Annotated in this window: 17 protein-coding genes and 1 pseudogene; 10 read left to right on the top strand and 8 right to left on the bottom strand. The window is 67.7% G+C overall.

All coding sequences use genetic code 11. The features are described from left to right. The first annotated feature begins 70 nt into the window (after window positions 1–70). On the top strand, window positions 71–1,477 hold the full coding sequence (locus ACFWUU_RS39230) for a glycoside hydrolase family 43 protein (protein WP_380183600.1): 1,407 nt from the start codon (window positions 71–73) through the stop codon (window positions 1,475–1,477). Here ACFWUU_RS39230 and ACFWUU_RS39235 read toward each other — a convergent pair whose 3' ends face one another. The 4 genes from ACFWUU_RS39235 to ACFWUU_RS39250 are packed head-to-tail and all read right to left on the bottom strand — an operon-like array spanning window position 1,478 to window position 5,249. Further along, the gene (locus tag ACFWUU_RS39235) at window positions 1,478–2,251 is read right to left on the bottom strand and encodes a hypothetical protein (protein WP_380183602.1); all 774 of its coding nucleotides are present in this window, start codon (window positions 2,249–2,251) and stop codon (window positions 1,478–1,480) included. Window positions 2,252–2,278: 27 nt separating this feature from the next. Next, window positions 2,279–3,100 carry a carbohydrate ABC transporter permease gene (locus tag ACFWUU_RS39240; RefSeq protein ID WP_137256329.1) on the bottom strand — a complete coding sequence of 274 codons (822 nt, stop codon included), beginning with the start codon at window positions 3,098–3,100 and terminating at the stop codon, window positions 2,279–2,281. After that, window positions 3,097–3,975: a carbohydrate ABC transporter permease gene (locus ACFWUU_RS39245; RefSeq protein ID WP_380183604.1), complete on the bottom strand. Its 879-nt coding sequence runs from the start codon at window positions 3,973–3,975 to the stop codon at window positions 3,097–3,099. Before ACFWUU_RS39245 ends, ACFWUU_RS39240 begins: the two co-directional genes overlap by 4 nt. Next, on the bottom strand, window positions 3,972–5,249 hold the full coding sequence (locus ACFWUU_RS39250; protein ID WP_380183606.1) for an ABC transporter substrate-binding protein: 1,278 nt from the start codon (window positions 5,247–5,249) through the stop codon (window positions 3,972–3,974). The genes ACFWUU_RS39245 and ACFWUU_RS39250 overlap by 4 nt, the downstream gene beginning before the upstream one ends. A 298-nt stretch (window positions 5,250–5,547) precedes the next feature. On the opposite strand from ACFWUU_RS39250, the gene ACFWUU_RS39255 reads away from it, so the two are divergent. Both ACFWUU_RS39255 and ACFWUU_RS39260 read left to right on the top strand, forming a co-directional pair. Next, on the top strand, window positions 5,548–6,261 hold the full coding sequence (locus ACFWUU_RS39255) for a hypothetical protein (protein ID WP_380183608.1): 714 nt from the start codon (window positions 5,548–5,550) through the stop codon (window positions 6,259–6,261). 91 nt (window positions 6,262–6,352) lie between these two features. Next, window positions 6,353–7,069, top strand: coding sequence for a hypothetical protein (locus ACFWUU_RS39260; protein WP_380183610.1), 717 nt, complete (start codon window positions 6,353–6,355; stop codon window positions 7,067–7,069). Here the strand turns inward: ACFWUU_RS39260 and ACFWUU_RS39265 are convergent. Continuing rightward, window positions 7,066–7,800: an ArsR/SmtB family transcription factor gene (locus ACFWUU_RS39265; protein WP_380183612.1), complete on the bottom strand. Its 735-nt coding sequence runs from the start codon at window positions 7,798–7,800 to the stop codon at window positions 7,066–7,068. The two genes, ACFWUU_RS39260 and ACFWUU_RS39265, sit on opposite strands and share 4 nt — an antisense overlap. 66 nt (window positions 7,801–7,866) lie before the next feature. Between ACFWUU_RS39265 and ACFWUU_RS39270 the strand changes: the two genes are divergently transcribed. Then, window positions 7,867–9,009 carry an MFS transporter gene (locus ACFWUU_RS39270; RefSeq protein ID WP_380183812.1) on the top strand — a complete coding sequence of 381 codons (1,143 nt, stop codon included), beginning with the start codon at window positions 7,867–7,869 and terminating at the stop codon, window positions 9,007–9,009. Window positions 9,010–9,135: 126 nt separating this feature from the next. Here the strand turns inward: ACFWUU_RS39270 and ACFWUU_RS39275 are convergent, their stop codons facing one another. Continuing rightward, a complete protein-coding gene (locus tag ACFWUU_RS39275) occupies window positions 9,136–10,671 on the bottom strand; it encodes a serine/threonine-protein kinase (protein ID WP_380183614.1) in 1,536 nt (511 codons plus the stop codon). Window positions 10,672–10,723: 52 nt separating this feature from the next. Between ACFWUU_RS39275 and ACFWUU_RS39280 the strand changes: the two genes are divergently transcribed. From ACFWUU_RS39280 to ptsP, 6 genes and pseudogenes are all read left to right on the top strand, one after another. Continuing rightward, window positions 10,724–11,284 carry an RNA polymerase sigma factor gene (locus ACFWUU_RS39280; RefSeq protein ID WP_134110310.1) on the top strand — a complete coding sequence of 187 codons (561 nt, stop codon included), beginning with the start codon at window positions 10,724–10,726 and terminating at the stop codon, window positions 11,282–11,284. 26 nt (window positions 11,285–11,310) lie between these two features. Further along, the gene (locus tag ACFWUU_RS39285; RefSeq protein ID WP_380183616.1) at window positions 11,311–12,549 is read left to right on the top strand and encodes an MFS transporter; all 1,239 of its coding nucleotides are present in this window, start codon (window positions 11,311–11,313) and stop codon (window positions 12,547–12,549) included. Window positions 12,550–12,591: 42 nt separating this feature from the next. Further along, window positions 12,592–13,596, top strand: a complete 1,005-nt coding sequence (dhaK, locus tag ACFWUU_RS39290) for a dihydroxyacetone kinase subunit DhaK (protein WP_380183618.1) — start codon at window positions 12,592–12,594, stop codon at window positions 13,594–13,596. 2 nt (window positions 13,597–13,598) lie between these two features. After that, complete coding sequence (dhaL, locus tag ACFWUU_RS39295) at window positions 13,599–14,222, top strand: dihydroxyacetone kinase subunit DhaL (RefSeq protein ID WP_380183814.1); 624 nt, start codon at window positions 13,599–13,601, stop codon at window positions 14,220–14,222. Continuing rightward, window positions 14,219–14,629 (top strand): annotated as a pseudogene (gene dhaM, locus ACFWUU_RS39300) (dihydroxyacetone kinase phosphoryl donor subunit DhaM); the annotation flags it as partial. The gene dhaL and the pseudogene dhaM, both read left to right, overlap by 4 nt. Before the next feature lie 24 nt (window positions 14,630–14,653). Next, window positions 14,654–16,534, top strand: a complete 1,881-nt coding sequence (gene ptsP / locus ACFWUU_RS39305) for a phosphoenolpyruvate--protein phosphotransferase (RefSeq protein WP_380183816.1) — start codon at window positions 14,654–14,656, stop codon at window positions 16,532–16,534. Here ptsP and ACFWUU_RS39310 read toward each other — a convergent pair. Both ACFWUU_RS39310 and ACFWUU_RS39315 read right to left on the bottom strand, forming a co-directional pair. After that, on the bottom strand, window positions 16,513–17,169 hold the full coding sequence (locus ACFWUU_RS39310; protein ID WP_380183620.1) for a hypothetical protein: 657 nt from the start codon (window positions 17,167–17,169) through the stop codon (window positions 16,513–16,515). The two genes, ptsP and ACFWUU_RS39310, sit on opposite strands and share 22 nt — an antisense overlap. Next, window positions 17,166–17,708, bottom strand: a complete 543-nt coding sequence (locus ACFWUU_RS39315) for a GNAT family N-acetyltransferase (protein ID WP_380183622.1) — start codon at window positions 17,706–17,708, stop codon at window positions 17,166–17,168. Before ACFWUU_RS39315 ends, ACFWUU_RS39310 begins: the two co-directional genes overlap by 4 nt. Window positions 17,709–17,719: the final 11 nt, after the last annotated feature.

Here is a 17,719-nt window from a genome sequence, read left to right on the forward strand (position 1 = left end):
ACGATGGTAAAACCGTCGTACGACTGTTCATCCAGGGAGATGGTCCGCCACAGCCCGGAAGGTGTTCGTCATGAGGTTCGTCCGCCCCGTCCTCAGCGTCCTGCTCGCCGTACTCCTGACCGGCTCGGTCGGGGCCAACGCTCCCGCCGTCGAGAGGAATGTGGTGAGCTCGCAGACCTTCCGGAACCCGGTGAACCCGTCCGCGGATCCGTCGCTGATGTTCTACAACGGCAAGTACTACCTCGCGACCACCCGCGGCGACCGGATCGGGATCTGGTCGTCACCCAGTCTCGCCACGCTGCTCGTCCAACCCGAGCAGGTGGTGTGGCGGGACTCGGACACGACCCGCAACACGCAGATGTGGGCGCCGGCGTTCCGCCATGTCGGCGGCCGTTGGTACATCTACTACACGGCCTCGGACGGCGTCGACGCCAACCACCGGATGTACGTCCTCGAGTCGGCCGGCGACGACCCGCTCGGCCCGTACGCGTTCAAGGCGAAGATCGCCGACTTCGGCGAGTACGCGATCGACGGCGAACCGATCACGGTCAACGGCCAGCAGTACTTCGTCTGGACCGGCCCCGGCCGCGGTCAGGGCGGACCGGCGCAGCTGTACATCGTCCGGATGAGCAACCCGTGGACGTCTACCGGTGACCGGGTCGCGATCCCCGCGGACGGCGGCTGCTCGGAGGTCAGGGAAGGGCCGACACCGCTGTACGGCGCGACGCGCACGTTCCTGACCTACTCGACCTGCGACACCGGGAAGCCGGACTACCAGCTGTGGATGAAGAGCATCGCGAACGGCGCCGACCCGATGGTCGCGTCCAACTGGGTGCAGCACGCCGGCCCGGTCTTCTCCCGCAACGACGAGACCGGCGTCTGGGGTCCCGGGCACCATTCGTTCTTCAAGTCGCCGGACGGGACCGAGGACTGGATCGCGTACCACGGCAAGAACACCAGCACCTACACGTATTCGTTCCGCACGACCCGCGTCCAGAAGATCACCTGGAACGCCGACGGCACGCCCAACCTCGGCCGACCGCTTGCCGCCGGCGCCACGCAGAACCTGCCATCGGGCGACCCCGGTTCGTCGAACTACTGGATCAACGACACCGACAGCACGGTCGCGTACGCCGGGAACTGGAGCTCGGGATCCGGCTGCGGCAACCAATGCTTCTGGGGCAACGACCACTGGAGCGGCGAGACCAACGCGACCGCCACGATCCACTTCACCGGCACCCGGGCCGCGCTGCTCAGCGTGGCCGACACCGGCAACGGGATCGCCGCGATCTCCGTCGACGGCGGTCCCGAGCAACGCATCGACTACTACAGCTCGATCCGCGTCGGCGAGCAGCTGATGTACATCACCCCGACGCTCGCCGCCGGTGCCCACACCCTCAAGGTGCGGGTCACCGGCGACAAGAACCCGGCCTCAACCAGCGCGGTCATCAGCCTCGACCGGATCGAGGTCTACTGATCAGTGGAACTTCTTGACGACGGTCTTTCCGTTGATCAGCAGGAAGCTGCCGTCGTCGCGGACCTGGGCGACGGTGCCCGGCCGCCGGGTGTCGTACTGCCAGGTCTCGTCGTTGGCCACGTTGTAGGTGGACAACGTGCCGTCCGCTCGCATGACGGCCCACCCCTTCGGCAGACCGGTCTTGCCGGTGGTCCACAGCACGGTCTTGCCGTTCTTCAGTAGCACCAGACTGCCGCTGTCCAGCATCTGAACCGTGTACGCGTGCGAAACCGAGTACAGGATCACTTCCCGCCCGGGGCCGACGCTCGGCGCGTTGAGGATGACGCCGGGGGTCAGCGTGCCGATCACCATGTGCCGGTTCCACACGGCCTTGCCGCGGGTGTTGTACGTCGCCAGCAGCCCGGTGTTCGGCAGCACCAGCTTGGCACCGGCGCTGGCCGCTCCGATCGCCAGCAGCTGGGTCCGGCCCCAGATGATGCGCAGCATCCCGTCCTGGCCCATCACCAGAACCGCTCCCGGCCGGTAGGTCTCGGTCTGCCACAACGGCTGCTTGTCGCCACGCTGCAGCAGCGTGACAACCCCGCTGCGCTGCATGGTCAGCGTGAAGACACCGCTCTTCGACTTGATCGACTGCAGGGCCATCAGCTTCTGACCCGGCAGCAACGTGTCCGACACCGCAGCCGGCTGTGCCTCAGCCGCAGTACTCCCCAGGACAACCATCCCGCCGGCCAACGACGTGACAGCCAGTATTCCAGCCCACAATCTTCGCAGCATTCCACTCCCCTTTGATGTCTGGAGCGGTCATCCTTTCAGGCCGGAGGCGAAACCGCGTATGACATAGCGTTGCAGGAAGAGGAAGAGCAGCAGGATCGGGAGGGCGGCGAGGATCAGGCCGGCGGCGACCAGGCCGTAGTTCGACGTGTACTGGTTGACGAAGGCGAACACCCGTACCGGGACGGTCTCGTGGCCGGAGCCGCCGAGGTAGAGCAACGGGGTGAAGAAGTCGTTCCAGATCTGTACGGCGTTCAGGATCAGAACCGTCCCGGTGATCGGCCGGAGCAGCGGGAAGATCACGTGCGCGAACGCCTGGAGATGCGAGGCGCCGTCGATCAGCGCGGCGTTCGTGTAGTCCGCCGGGAGCGACCGGATGAAGCCGGTGTACAGGAAGACCGTGAACGGCAGCTGGATCCCTGTGTAGAAAAGGATCATGCCCTGATACGTCCCGAGCAGACCCAGGTTGTCGACGAGCTGGTACAGCGGGATCATCCCCAGCTGGAACGGCAGGATGATGCCGACCAGGAAGAGAATGTAGAGGCTGTAGCTCAGGCGCGTCGCCGTACGGGCCAGGAAGTACGCCGCCAGCGAGCCCAGCGCGATCAGCAGCAGCACGCTGACGACGGTGATCAGCGAGCTGTTCAGCAAGGCCGAACTGAGCCCGGCCGATCGCCAGGCCTCGCCGAAACTCCCCACGCTCGGCGGGTCCGGCAGCGACAACGGCCGGTTGGCGATCTGCTGGGGATCCTTGAACGCGAGCGTGACCAACACGTACACCGGGAACAGGAACCCGATCGCGACCGCGATCATCACCAGTTCCAGCAGGAACGTGCGCGGGCGATACTTCATGCCGCCGTCTCCCTCGACCTCAGGTACCCGATCTGCAGGAACGACACGGCCGCGACGAAGATCGCCAGCACCAGCGCCACCGCGGTGCTGTAGCCGAACTTCCCGAACACGAACGCCTGCTTGTACAACACCGTCGACAATGTGTCCGTCGCGTACCCCGGGCCGCCGTTCGTCATCGCGATGATCTGCGTGAACAACGTCAGCCCGCCCACCGTCGACAGCATCACGTTGATCGTCACGGCCGGCGCCAGCAGCGGCCAGGTGATGTGGCGGAAGCGGGCGATCGTACCGGCGCCGTCGACCATCGCGGACTCGTGCAGCTCGGCCGGCACGCCTTCGAGTCCGGCCAGGAAGATCACCATCGAGTACCCCGCGCACTGCCAGATCACCGTGAACGCGACCGACCACAACGCCAGCGACGGATTCCCGAGCCAGTCCTGCCGCAATCCACCGAGCCCGACCGCTCCGAGCGCCGCGTTCAGTCCGGCGTCCGGAGCCGGGTTGTACACGAACTTCCACAGGAACGACACCATCACCGGACTCACCACGACCGGCGCGAAGAACACCAGTCGCAACGCCATCCGGCTCTTGATGTTGGTGTGTACGCCGAGCGCCAGCAGCAATCCGATCGCGTTCTGCACAACGACAATCGCCACCGTCAGCAGCAACGTGTTCCGCAACGCCCCGAGCGCCTGGCTGTCATGCGCGAGCTGTTTGAAGTTGTCGATCCCGATGAACGTCTTGGCGTTCCCGATCCCGGACCAGTCCGTGAACGCCGATCCCGCACCCGCGATGCTCGGGTACAGGACCACCACGGCGTACACGAGGATCGCCGGGACCGCGAACCACCACGGTGGGGCAATACGTACTCTCATGCCTTTTTCCGGTAGGCCTCGTCCATCTTCTTCAGGGCGGCGTCGACGGTTGTCTTGCCGCCGAGCAGCTCCTGGACGACGGCGAAGTGGGTCGGTTGTACTTCGGCGTTCGGCCAGCGCTGGTCCATGAACGGGACGGCCTTGTTCGCCTTCAGCGCGGGCAGGAACAGGGTCAGCGCCGGATCGACCTTCGCGTCGCCGTACAGCGGGACGCAGGAGACGGCCTCGGCCCAGGTGTTCAGGTTCTCCTGCTGGCCGCAGTAGTCCAGGAAGGACTTGGCCTGGTCGGACTTCTTGCTCTTCGCGCTGACCGCGATCCCGACCACCACGCCGGCCGGAATCCAGTTGTCAGCGGCAACATCCGTCGCCGGGAACGGGAACATCGACAGGTCGTCCGGCGTCTGCGACGCGGCCCGGAAGGCCGACAGCACGGCGGAGACCTGGACCGCCATCGCAGCCTTGCCGGTGGCAACCATCGAGGTGGCCTGCTCGTACGTCGTACCGTTCGGGTTGTCGTTGAAGAAGCCCTTCTTCTGCAACTCGAGGTACTTGTTCATCGCGTCGACCCAGCCGGAGTCCGCGAACGAGGCCTGGCCGGCGAGCATCTTGTCGTCGAAGTCGGGGGTCTTCGCGTAGACCGTGCCCGGGACCAGCGCGTACGGGATCAGCTGGGTGATCCACGGCGTCTGCGCGCCGAGTGCGATCGGGACGATGCCCTTCGCCTTGAGCTTCTCGCAGACCGACAGCAGCTCCGACCAGGTGGTCGGCGGCTCGACACCGGCCGTCGCGAACGCCTTCTTGTTGTAGATCGCGCCGAGCATGCTGGATCCGGGCGAGTAGATGTACGTCTTGCCGTCGCTCTGGAACGCGCCCTTGAAGCCGTCCGGGATCTTCTGCGTCCAGGACTGGCTGCTGAGGTCGACGAGCAGTCCGGCCTTGGCCAGCTGGGCCATCGACATCGCGCTGCCGTTGCCGGGATACACGACATGTACGTCGGGTGCGTTGCCGCCGCCGAGCTGGGTGCGGAGCGCGGTCTGCACCTGGTCGGCCGGCGCGAACGACAGATTGAAGTCGAAGCCGGAGTGCGACGACTTGTACGCGTCGAGCACCTTCCGCAGGCCGGCCTCCTGGTCGCCGACGCCGATCACCTTGAGCGTGCCGCCGGACGACGACGAGCCGCTGCCGCCCCCGCACGCTGCGAGCGTCCCGACCGCCGCGGCGCCGCCCATCAACTGGAGGAGCCGCCGTCGACTGACGGACTGATCGAGTGCCATGGGTCCTCCTGTGCGCCGACATATCGGCGAAGTCTGTGAAGTAACCGCAGGATCGTGTTACTTTCGTCACCGGGACGCTACGTATGGCCTGGAAGGGTGTCAAGTCCTCGTTGAAAGGATTCAGTCAGACCGGTGTGAAAAGGTCTCCGCCGGGGTTTTGGGCTCGTGCCCGCCTCTCCTGAGAAGATGGCGCCGTGCCCGTGACCGCCTCCCCACGTCCGGCCGGTACGCCGTACCTCGTGCTGCTGCCCGGCGGTCCCGCCACGTCCACGCGCTCTCCCCGTGGACCGGTGCAAGCGTGAGACGAGTTCTCCTGGCCGGCCTGCTCCTGCTGGCCCTGGCGCTCGGCGTCGGCGGTGGCTACTACACCGGCGACCGCGTCGACACCCCGGAACCAACCGCCTCCGGCACCGCCGGCCCGTTGGGCACCGTGTCGGAGTCCCCGTCACCGACCCCGACCGAGCCGTCTCTCCCGGTGAAGACCCCGATCCCCAGCAACCTCGACCCTCTCGAACCAGGCCTCCAGTACATCGGCCATACCTTCACCGTCACACCACAGGACGAGCCCTCGGTACAGCTCTCGGTCGACACGCCGCAGGGCTGGAAGATCACCAGGGACCCGAAGCGGCCCCAAGAGGTGAAGTACCTGAACGACCAGAGGGAGCGGGGCGTTCGGATCGAGGCGGTCGAGCCGGTCGACACGACCCCCGCGGCCGCGATGGCCCAGCTCATCGTCGACCTGAAGAAGAGCCAGGCCCCGGAGAACGACGTACGGATCGTCAGTCAGACCAACGCCACGATCACCGGCGAGAACGGCGATTCCCGCCCGGTGGCGACGCTGATCTACACCTTCATCCCGGGTCAGACGCTCCGGTATGTGATCGTGCGCTGGATCGCGATCGACGGTCAGCTGACGAATGTCGAGATGAGTATCACCGGCATCCCTGAGGACGCCGCGGCCCTGGACGAGGTTCTGCAGCACGCCTCGACGTCGGTGCACGAGGTCGGCTGAGGGCTTTCACGGAATTGTTACCTCGGGGCATGCAACCTGAGACTGTACTCAGGTGTCTTCTTTTGAGTAGGGATCTGGGGAAGGTGGGGGCGTGAAGAGCACGATGTCGCGGCGCGCGCTGCTCGGCGCCGGCCTGCTCACGCTGGCCGGAGTCGGTGGCGCCGGCGGGTACGGCGTCGGCCTGTTCCTCACCGACGAGCCCAGCCTGGCCGGTACCGCGGCCCCGCTTCCGATGGCGGGTACTCCGGATCCGTCCGGTACGCCGTCCACACCGGCCCCGCCGCCGAAGCAGATCGTCCCGGACGACACCAAGGCTCTGGACAAGGACCAGCTGGAGTACCGGATCCGTGAGTTCACCGCGACCAACGTCGTCCGGTCCGACGTCCGCCTCAAGGTGCCGCGGAACTGGGGCTTCACGCAGCCGGATCCGCCGAAGATCGGCCGCTACACCGACCCGACCAGCAAGCGCTGGATCCGGATCGAGGCCGGGTTCACCATCCGCCGGCCACCCGCCGAGTCGATGGCGCAGAGGCTGACGGATCTCGCGACGGTGCCGGCCGCCCAGATGCTGTCGATCAAGTCCCAGACCGTGGATCCGGAGACCCAAGAAGCGACGCTGGTCTACACGTACGTGCCGGAGAACTCTCTTCGCTACGTGATCATCCGGTGGGTGGCCAACCACGAAGGCCTGTGCACGTTCGAGATCGCCGTCACCGGACTCCCTCAGGACCGGGACGCGATGGAAGACATCCTCGACCACGCGGCGAACTCGGCCACGCGCGACGACACTCCGATCGGCCCGTCCTAGCCCTCGAGCAGTCCGGCGAGTGACTTATGGCCGGTGGTGGTGAGGTCGACGGCTCGTTGGTTCGGGCGGCGGCGGAGCCAGTTGTTGTCGAGGAGGCTGTCTACTACGGACGCGCCCAGCTGGCCCGACAGGTGGTGGCGTTGTTCGCTCCAGTCGACGCAGAACCTCAGGAGTTGGCGGCGGGACGGCTGGTGGTCCAGGTCGACGCCCAACTCACCGAACACTTCGACAGCGTGGGGGCCTAGTGCATACGGGCCGTCCGGGAGTTGTGCGGCCAGCGGGTCGTCCGTACGGCGGTCCGCGCCGACGCCGCCGTCGGTGCGGGTCAGGGCCTCCCGGCGTACCAGACCGTCGAGCAGAGCAACGCCGAGGCGACCGGCCAGGTGGTCGTAGCAGGTGCGGGCTTCGCGGAGCGCTGCGGCGCGGGTGCTCTGGCGGAGTGACTTGATGGGTTGCGGTTTGGCTATGCGGGCCAGGGCTTCTACGGCCGCGGCCACCTCTGGACCGGAGAGTTTGTAGTACCGGTGTCGCCCGGAGCGCTCCACTGCGACCAGGCCGCCGTCCAACAGCTTGCGCAGGTGGCCGCTGACGGTCTGTGGTGACACACCGGCCTCCGAAGCGAGCAGGGAGGCAGGCAGCGCGCGGCCGTCCGCCAGTGCCATCAGGACTTTCGCCCGCGCGGGCTCGGCCATCAGGCCGGCGGCACGAGCCACATCGGCATCTCCACTCATGTACTCCATGCTCACACCGACATACTTCGACGCAACCCGAAGTGTTTCGGTGGAAACGTGGAACGCATGCTTCTCGCGTTGCTGTGTATCGGAATCTTCCTGGTCCAGCTCGACGTGACCGTGGTCAACGTGGCGCTGCCGACGATCCGGACCGGCCTTGATACCAGTGCGGCCGGGCAGCAGTGGGTCGTGAGCGGCTACATGATCGCGCTGGCCGGGCTCCTGCTCGTCTGCGGCGCACTGGGCGATCGCATCGGCCACCGCCGTACTGTGCTCGCCGGGCTGACGGTCTTCGGCTGTGCGTCCTTGGTGTGCGGCATAGCGCCGAACATGGAGCTCCTGGTCGCAGCACGCGCACTCCAGGGCGTCGGCGCCGCGCTGCTCCTGCCGAGCACGCTGGCTGTCATCACCGATCAGTACGTCGACAGCGCCGCAAGGGCCCGTGCTGTTGGGATCTGGGCTGGTGCGGGTGCTCTGGCATTGGTCGCCGGGCCGGTCCTCGGCGGCGTACTGGTCAATGGTTTCGGCTGGCGTGCGGTGTTCCTGATCAACTTGCCGATCATCGCGTTGGTGCTGCCAATGGCTTGGCGGATGGTGCCACGACGGCGGACTACTCGCCACGAGACACACGTCCGGCTGCACGTCGGCCGTGCGTTCGTCGGAGCCAACGTGGTCTCCGGTCTGATGAATCTGGTTGGTCTAGGCACGCTGCTCGCGCTGACCCTTTATCTACAAGAGCATCTGGACCAATCCGCGCTCCGTGCCGGCCTGGAACTGCTGCCGGTTCTGCTGCCGCTGGCCGTTCTCGGTCCGATCTCAGGTCGCATCACGGCTCGGTACGGCTCCAGGCTGCCGATGTCGTTCGGCCTTGCTCTCGGGGCTATCGGCTCGTTCTGCCTGCTCGCAGTCCGCCCGGACAGCCGTTACGGCGCAGTCGTTCCCGTAGAGATCGGCCTGGGCATAGGCATGGGTCTGCTGACCGCCGCGGTAGTACACGCGGCGATCGCAGCACTGCCCCCGGACCGCGCCGGTCTGGCCAGCGGCGTCAACAACACTGCACGGCAAGCGGTCGGCGCAGCGGGCGTAGCCGGCTACAGCGCGGTGCTCAGCCACTCCGCGACCTTGACCGCAGGTCTCCACACCCTTGCCTGGGCAGGCGGCGTCCTGTGGGTGGTTGCGCTCGGCATCACCTGGTTGACGGTCGACTAGTCGACCGGCCAGATGGCACGGAAGATCGTGGAGCGCAGCCGGTAGAACCTACGACGAGCAGACTGCATCAGCGCCGGCGACGGCCGCAGCCGTTCGGTCGGAAAACGCATGGGGACTTCCTCAGCGCTAGTACTTCACCGAATCGGCGATCTCGGCAGCACGAGCGGCATCTGGCGTGATCACCTGGACGAGCATCGAGCCGCCGTCCCCGCGATCGACGACCCGTTCGAACAGGACCATATCGGCCCCGGCGCATCCACTGGAAATCCGGTCCGTGGTCGGCCGGTCATTGAACGTGCCCGGGTAGGTCGGGCCCGGCTTGCAGCCGAGCGCCTTGTTGTCCGGCAGGGCGAGCTTCGAACCCGCCAGGCCAATGAACACGCCCGGCGTGTTCGGCGACCAGTCGGCGTCCCCGCTGACCCGGAAAGCGGGCGACCCGGCCTTGCTGCCCGGCGCCAGCCAATTCGTCTGGGCGATCGACTTCGCCCAGGCCCGAGGCAGCGTCACCTGGAACTGCCCCTGCGAGACCACGATCGCCTTGCGACTGGACAGGTACCACTGCCCGGCGTACCCGGCGCCGCCACCAACCACCAGAGCGAGCAGAGCGGCGACGACCCAGCGGCCGCGCTTCCGCTTCCGCTTGGGCGTCGGGGCAGGCTCCGTGGCCTCTTCTGGTACGGCGGGAGCGTCGACCGCGACCGTCTCCGTGTCCGCCGGTTCCGACGGCTCGGCGAGCTTCACGATCGTCGGCTGGTTCTCGTCGCTCAACGCGGTCTTCGCACCCAGGTGATCCGTGTCGACGGCAATCACTTCGCGGATCGACAGCGGGAAGTCGTGCGTGGTCTCGTCCAACCCGCCCACAAGCTCCCGCGTGAACGACTGCACGTCCGGCCAGCGCTTCTCCCGGTCCGGGTCCAGCGCGCGGACGATCGCGGCGTCGACCTGCTCCGGCAGCTCGAACCCGAGCGAGCTCGGCGGCGGCGCCACCTCGACCCGGCTGGCCGCGCCCAGCCCGTCGACCTGGTGCGGCGATCGGCCGGTCAGAGCGGCGTACGCGACCGCGCCCAGCGAGTACTGGTCGGCGCGCTGGTCCAGCCGCTCACCCAGCGCCTGCTCGGGAGCGACGTACGACGGGGTGCCGCCGGGCATCGTGATCCTCGACACCTCATCGAGCGACTTGCCCAGGCCGAGGTCGGACAGGACGGCCCGCTCGCCGTCGTCCGTACTGCGGAACAGCACGTTCGCCGGTTTCACGTCCCGGTGCAGCAGACCGCGCCGGTGCAGGGCCTGCAGGCCGCGACCGACCTGGACCACCACATCGACGGCCTCGGCCAGCGGCAGCGGGTTCTTCTTCAACCGATCGGCCAGCGTGCCGCGATCGGCGTACGTCAGCACCAGGAAAGGGCGGCCGTCCTCCAGTTCGCCGACGTCGTGCACCTGGACGACGTGCTCGGACTCGACCCGGCGCAGGAACCGGCCCTCCTCGAGGAACCGGTGCCGGACCGAGTCGTCATGGCCCCAGTTGTCCGCGAGCACCTTGATCGCCACTTCGGCATCCAGTTGCTCATCGTGAGCAAGCCATACCGTAGCGAAACCGCCTGAGCCCAGGCGTCGGCGCACGACGTAACGCCCGAGTCTGGTTGGGACCCCCATACAGGGCATTATGGAGTACTGGAGTGTCCCGTGCCGGGGCCGATCGAGAGCAAAGGCGCAGATGAGCGAGAGCACCAGCCCGACCGACGACCTCGCAACCCTCGCGGAGCAGGCGCAGGCGGGTGACAAGAACGCGATGGACGATCTGCTGCGGCAGGTCTACCCGCGCGTCCTGCGGATCTGCCGCAGCGTCCTGCCGTACTCCGCCGACGCCGAGGACGCCGCTCAGGAAGCGCTGCTGAACATCGCCACGAAGATCAACACGTACTCCGGCCGCAGCAGCTTCTCCACCTGGGTCCACTCCGTCGCGGCCAACTCCGCCCGCTCGACGTACCGCAAGCTGAAGCGCAGCGCCCAGGCCGCGCACAACCCCGAGCAGATGGAGAAGCCGGACCCGCGGACCACCAGCGTGATCGCCGGCACCCGCCTGGACCTCCTGGAGGCGCTGGAGACCCTGGAGCGCGACCGTCCCCAGATGGTCACTCCCCTGGTGCTCCGCGACGTCTACGGCCTGTCGTACGAGGAGATCGCGGCCGAGGTCGGTGCTCCGTTGGGCACGGTCAAGTCCCGCATCCACGACGCCCGCGAGGTCGTCCGCCCGCTCCTGCGCCCCAAGGACTGACCTGCCCCAGACATACCCTCCGGGTTATGTCCGCCCGGGGGTTATTGCACAACGGTGACTACCTCAAGCTGCTGACCGGCCAGACGATCAGCTCCATCGGCTCCGCGATGAGCTCGTTCGTCTTCGTGCTGCTCGGCCTGGCCATCACCGGGTCCCCTGTTCAAGCCGGCCTGATCGGTGCGGCGAGTGCGCTCGGATCGACCCTGATGTCGCTCCCCGGCGGCGCGCTGGCGGATCGCTGGAACCGGCGCCGGATCCTGATCGGGTACAGCCTGTTCGGGACCGTGCTGTACGGATCGGTCGCCGTGGCCGGGTGGCTCGACGTACTCACGCTGCCGCACCTGATCGCCGTCAGCCTGCTCAGCGGTGCGGGCTATGTCCTGTTCGTCCCGGCCGAGGCCGGTGCGCTGCGGCAGATCGTCGACCCCGACGACATCGGGACCGCCCTCGCCGCCAGCCACGGCCGGCAGAACCTGGCGGCGCTGATCGGAGCACCGCTCGGCGGCGTGCTCTACTCTGTCGGCCGCGTCGTCCCGGTGGCCGTCGACGCGATCTCGTACCTCGTGATGACGGTCATGCTGTCGACGATCCGGCACGCGCTGCCGGCAGCCAAACCCGACGGCGACAAGCACGAGCTGATGCTGAAGGCGATCCGTTCCGGGCTGACGTGGATATTCCGCCAGCCCGCGTTGCGCACGATCGCCACGGTCGCGACCATCCTCAACTTCGCCGCGAACGGCACGGTCATCGTGCTCATTCTGAGCATGCAGCAGCGTGGCGTACCGACGCCGGTGATCGGGTTGCTGGAGACCGGCCTGGGGGTGGGTGGCCTGCTGGGAGCGATCGCCGCACCGAAACTGCTCGCGAGGTTCAGCACCGGCAGGATCACGATCGCGTCCACCTGGATCACCAGCATGACCTTCGGCGCGACCGCGTTCACCACCCACGCCGCAGTACTGATCGTGCTGCCGTCGTTCGCGATGTTCCTGCTGCCTGCACTGAACTCGGGCCTCTTCGGCTACCAGATGCTGATCACCCCGGACAACCTGCAAGGCCGCGCGCAGAGCGCGGTGATGTTCCTGGCGAGCAGCACCAACCCGCTCGCACCGCTGCTCGGCGGATTGATGCTCGAAGGCTCCGGCTCGCGGACAGCGCTGCTGGTGTTCGGCGTGTTGCTCGTGCTCAGCGCCGTACTGCTCACCCTGAGTCGTCCGATCCGGTCGATCCCGTTGCTGTCGGAGGTGTCGGGTGCGACGGCGGGTTGATCGGGGCTCCCGTAATGGGCGGGCGTGTGCTCAGATGGGGACATGAAGAAGCTCATCAACGACCCAGGTGATGTTGTGAGTGAAGCGCTGCGGGGGATGGCGGCAGCGCATCCGGATCGGTTGCGGGTGGATCTGGAGAACCGGATCGTCTACCGCAAGGACGCGCCGAGGCCGGGCAAGGTGGGGCTCATTTCCGGTGGCGGGTCAGGGCACGAGCCGATGCACGGCGGATTCGTCGGGCTCGGGATGCTGGACGCAGCGTGCGCGGGCGAGGTGTTCACCTCCCCGGTGCCGGACCAGATGATGGCAGCGACGAAGGCGGTCGACGCGGGCGCCGGCGTACTGCACATCGTGAAGAACTACACCGGCGACGTGATGAACTTCGAGATGGCGGCCGAGCTCGCCGCGGCCGACGCCGGCACCGAGGTGCTGTCGGTCGTGACGAACGACGACGTCGCCGTCCAGGACAGCCTCTACACGGCCGGTCGCCGCGGTGTCGGGGTGACCGTGCTGCTGGAGAAGATCGTCGGTGCGGCCGCTGAGGAGGGCCAGCCGCTGGCCCAGGTCGCGGACCTCGCCCGTCGGGTGAACGACAACGGTCGCAGCATGGGTATGGCGTTGACGTCGTGCACGGTCCCGGCCGCGGGCAAGCCGACGTTCGACCTGGCCGACAACGAGATGGAGGTCGGCATCGGCATCCACGGCGAGCCCGGCCGGCAACGGTTGCCACTGGCACCCGCCAAGGACATTGCGGCGATGCTGGTCGACCTGGTGGTCTCCGATCTGCCTTATCAGCAAGGCGATTCGGTGATTGCCTTCGTCAACGGTATGGGCGGTACGCCGTTGATCGAGCTGTACATAATGTACAACGAGGTGGCCCAACTGCTGGACCGGGCCGGCATCACGATCGCCCGCAACCTCGTCGGCAACTACATCACCTCGCTGGAGATGGCCGGCTGCTCGGTCACGCTGTTGAAGGTGGACGACGAACTGGTACGTCTCTGGGACGCGCCGGTGAACACCCCCGGCCTACGCTGGGGCGCGTGAGCATGGGAGTCGATTCCTTCGTCAACTGGTTGCGGGATGCCGCGGGCGTGCTGCACGAGAACGCGGCGTACTTGACCGAGCTGGACTCGGCGATCGGCGACGCGGATCACGGCGCCAACATGGATCGCGGCTTCCAGGCGATCGTGGCGGTGCTGGACGAGACGTCGTTCGAGAGCGCCGACGAGCTGTTGAAGAAGGCCGGGATGACGCTGGTCAGCAAGGTCGGCGGGGCGAGCGGGCCGCTGTACGGCACGTTCTTCCTGCGGTTCGGGACCGCGCTGGCCGGCGTCGCGCCGATCACCGCCGAGGCGGTCGGCAAGGCGCTGCACGCGGGTGTCGAGGGTGTGCTTACCCGCGGCAAGGCCGAGCTCGGCGACAAGACGATGTACGACGCCTGGGCGCCGGCACTGGAGGCGTACGACGCTGCCGTGGCGGGCGGATCGGAGGTCGGTCCAGCGCTGACCGCGGCGGCTGAGGCCGCGGCGAAGGGGCGGGATGCGACGGTTCCGCTGGTCGCGCGGAAGGGGCGGGCGAGCTATCTGGGTGAGCGGAGCGCCGGTCATCAGGATCCCGGGGCGACCAGCACGACGCTGATTCTGGAGTCTGCGGCCCGAACGCTCGCATGATCGGGATCGTGGTGGTGTCGCACAGCCGCGCGCTGGCCGATGCGGCGGTCGGGCTCGCCTCGGAGATGGTTGCCGAGGACAAGCGTCCGGTGATCGCGGTCGCGGCCGGGTTGGACGCGACGACGTTCGGGACCGACGCGATGGCGGTGTCGGAGGCGCTCGCCGCTGCGGACAGCCCTGATGGGGTGCTGGTGCTGCTCGATCTCGGCAGTGCGGTGCTGAGCGCGGAGATGGCACTCGAGTTCGTGGATCCGTCCGTCGCTGATCACGTCCGTCTGAGCAGTGCGCCTCTGGTTGAGGGTTTGGTCGCCGCGGTGGTGACCGCCTCAACCGGCGCATCGCTCGACGCGGTAGTCACCGAGGCCGAACGCGGTTTGGTCGGCAAACAGGACCATCTCGGCGACGCGCCGGCCGTTGAGGCGGAGCCGGTTGTGGAGGCTGACCGGTCACTGGAGATTGTCGTCAGCAACGAGCACGGCCTGCACGCTCGGCCGGCCGCTCGGCTGGTCGGGCTGGTGAACGGGTTCGATGCGGCGGTCACCCTGACAAATCTGGACACCGGCAAGGGGCCGGTGGATGCGGGCAGTCTGAGCATGGTCGCGACGTTGAACGCCCAGCAAGGTCATCGAGTGCGCGTGGGGGCCAGCGGTCGGCAGGCATCCGAGGCCCTCGAAGCGATCGAGAAGCTCGCCGCCGCGGACTTCGGCGACGAACCTGCGCCCGACGTACAGCCTTCCACGGCGGGTGGGTCTGGTTTGGATGTGGCGATCGGGCCTGCGGTGTTGGTGGGTTCGGGCGTGGACGTGAGCGGTTACGTTGCCGGGGACAACGAACTTGGGCGGCTCGAGCAGGCCCTGGAGACCGCCGGTGAGCAACTGCGGGTGTTGCGCGACACGACCCCGGAGCACGGCGACATCTTCGTGGCTCACCTGGCGCTGCTGGGTGATCGGAAGGTGCTCGACGATGTGCGTACCGCGATCGCCGGCGGTGCGTCGGCGCCGGCCGCGTGGCAGCAGGTGTACGACGACCTCGCGGCGACCTTCGAGGGGCTCGACGACGCGTACCAGCGTGAACGAGCGCAGGACGTCCGCGCTGTGCGAGATCGAGCGCTGCGGGTTCTGGTCGGAGCGTCCGAGGACGCACCGGCGGACGGGATCCTCGTCGTACCGGAGCTGGATGCTGCGACTGCGGCGACGCTTGATGCGACGCGGATCGCAGGGATCGCAGTGCGGGCGGCCGGGACGACCGGGCATGGGGTGATCGTGGCGCGATCCCGCGGCATCCCGCTCATCACAGGGATCGGCGACGCTGATGTGCGCCCGGGTGCGACGATCGCGTTCGACGCACGGACCGGGTCCTTCGAGGCCGCACCGGACGAGGATCGCGTGCGGGCGACGATCGCCGAGCGGCAGGTAGAGCGCGATCGAGCAGTCGCCCAGGCGGACGAGCACGCGATCACCCGCGACGGCAGGACCATCGACGTACTCGTGAACGTCGGCGTGGTCCAGGACGCGATCGATGCACGAGGCGCCGACGGATCAGGGCTGGTGCGGACCGAGGTGCTCTTCGGCGACCGTCGTACTGCGCCGACCGTCGATGAGCAGGTCGAGGCCTTCCGCGCGATCGCACAAGCCCTTGGAAACAAGCCGATCACCATCCGCACATGGGACATCGGCGGCGACAAGCCGCTTCCGTTCCTCCCGCAGGCCAAGGAGGCGAACCCGTTCCTCGGCGAGCGTGGCCTCCGCGTCTTCCGCCGTCGCCCGGAGCTTCTGCGCGACCAACTCGAAGCCATCCGTCGAGTAGCAGCCGAGACGCCGGTCCACGTGATGTTCCCGATGGTCACGACCGCCGATGAGGTCGCCTGGGCCCTGCACAAGCTCGGCCCGCGGGACGGACTCGAGGTCGGCATCATGGTCGAGGTACCGGCCGCCGCGCTGCGCGTTGCCACCCTCGCCAAGGATCTCGACTTCGTCAGTATCGGCACCAACGACCTGACGCAGTACACGACGGCCGCCGACCGCACCAACACCGCGGTCGCCTCGCTGGCCGACGGTCTGGACCCCGCCGTACTCCAACTCATCGACCACGTCGTCCGCAACGCCGGTGTCCGCGTCGCGGTCTGCGGCGACCTGGCCAGCGACCCACAAGCCGCAGTACTGCTCGCGGCCCTCGGCGTCACCGAGCTCAGCGCGGTCGGTCCGCAGGTGCCACTCGTCAAAGCACGACTGCGGCAGTCCGACCTCAGCCAGGTCGACACTGCCGCAGTGCTCAGAGCGAGGGACGCGGATCAGGTGCGCGGCCTGCTGTAGTAGCGCAGCTCGACGAGGTTGAAGCCGGAGGTGCGCTCGGGCTTGGCGGGCAGGGTGTAGGACTCGCCGGGCTCCAGGTACGTCACGTCTGGGTGCTCGAGATCCAGGTCGACCACCAGGGCCGGGTACGCGCCGGTGTGCCAGGTGTAGGACTCACCCGCCTCGGGCGTCACGTGCTGAACGCGTACGTCGTCCTCGTCGACGACCACCTTCGCCGGGAGCTCACCGGCCTGCTCGAAGCCGGACTCGGCCGGGACGCCGGCGACAGCGAAGCGCGGGTCGCCGCTGGCTTCCTCGCCCAGGTCGAGGACCTCGATCAACCGGTTGAGGTACAGCGCGTCGCCGTCGTTGGTGAGCATGTGCACCGGGGACACCGGGCGGTACACGGACCCGCCGACGGTCTCACTCAGCTGCCGCGCCGGACTGCCGTCCAGCCAGTCCATGTGGCACGGGGACGTCGACAGGCACAGCACGACGTACGGGTTGTGGTGCAGGTGCCAGCCCTGCGCCTCACCGGGCTGCAGCGACACCTCCCACACTCGGACGCGCGAGTTCTTCAGCAGCACGCGGGTCCCGATCTCACCCAGTACGACCTCGCTGCCGTCCGGTGCGGTGACAGTGGTGCCTGCAGTCATGCCGTCTCCTCTATCGGTCGTTCCATCGCGACACCGGCGAGCACGGTGCCGTCGGGCATCGGTAGCTGGGCAGCCTCGACCTCGGTGAAGCCAAAAGCCTTGTAGAGCGGTACTCCGGGCAGCGTCGACATCAGCGCCAACCTGGTGAACCCCTCCGCGCGCGCTGCGTCCGTACACGCGGTCAGGATCGCTCTCCCGAGCCCACGCCGCGTCCAGTCTGCACGGACGAACATGGCGCGGATGCGGGCCGGCTCCGTCGCCGGGTCGAGCAGTCGCTCGTCGGCTCCCGCAGTACTCGCGTTGAACAGCTTGTTCCGCCGGCTCCATCCACCGCAGGCGACGATCTGGCCGTCGACCTCGTGCACGTAGTAGGTGCGGTCGTCGATCAGCGCGGTGTCCAGCGTGGTGATGTGCTCGGCCGCGCTCGCGGTCTCCTGTGCGTCGTAGTACGCCGGGAACACGTCCAGCACCGAGGCCCGGGCCAGCTCGGCAATAGCAGCCCCGTCCGCCGGCACAGCCAACCGCAGTACAGGATCCACGCGCACAGGCT

The sequence above is a fragment of the Kribbella sp. NPDC058693 genome, assembly GCF_042715335.1.
GTDB lineage: Bacteria > Actinomycetota > Actinomycetes > Propionibacteriales > Kribbellaceae > Kribbella > Kribbella jiaozuonensis.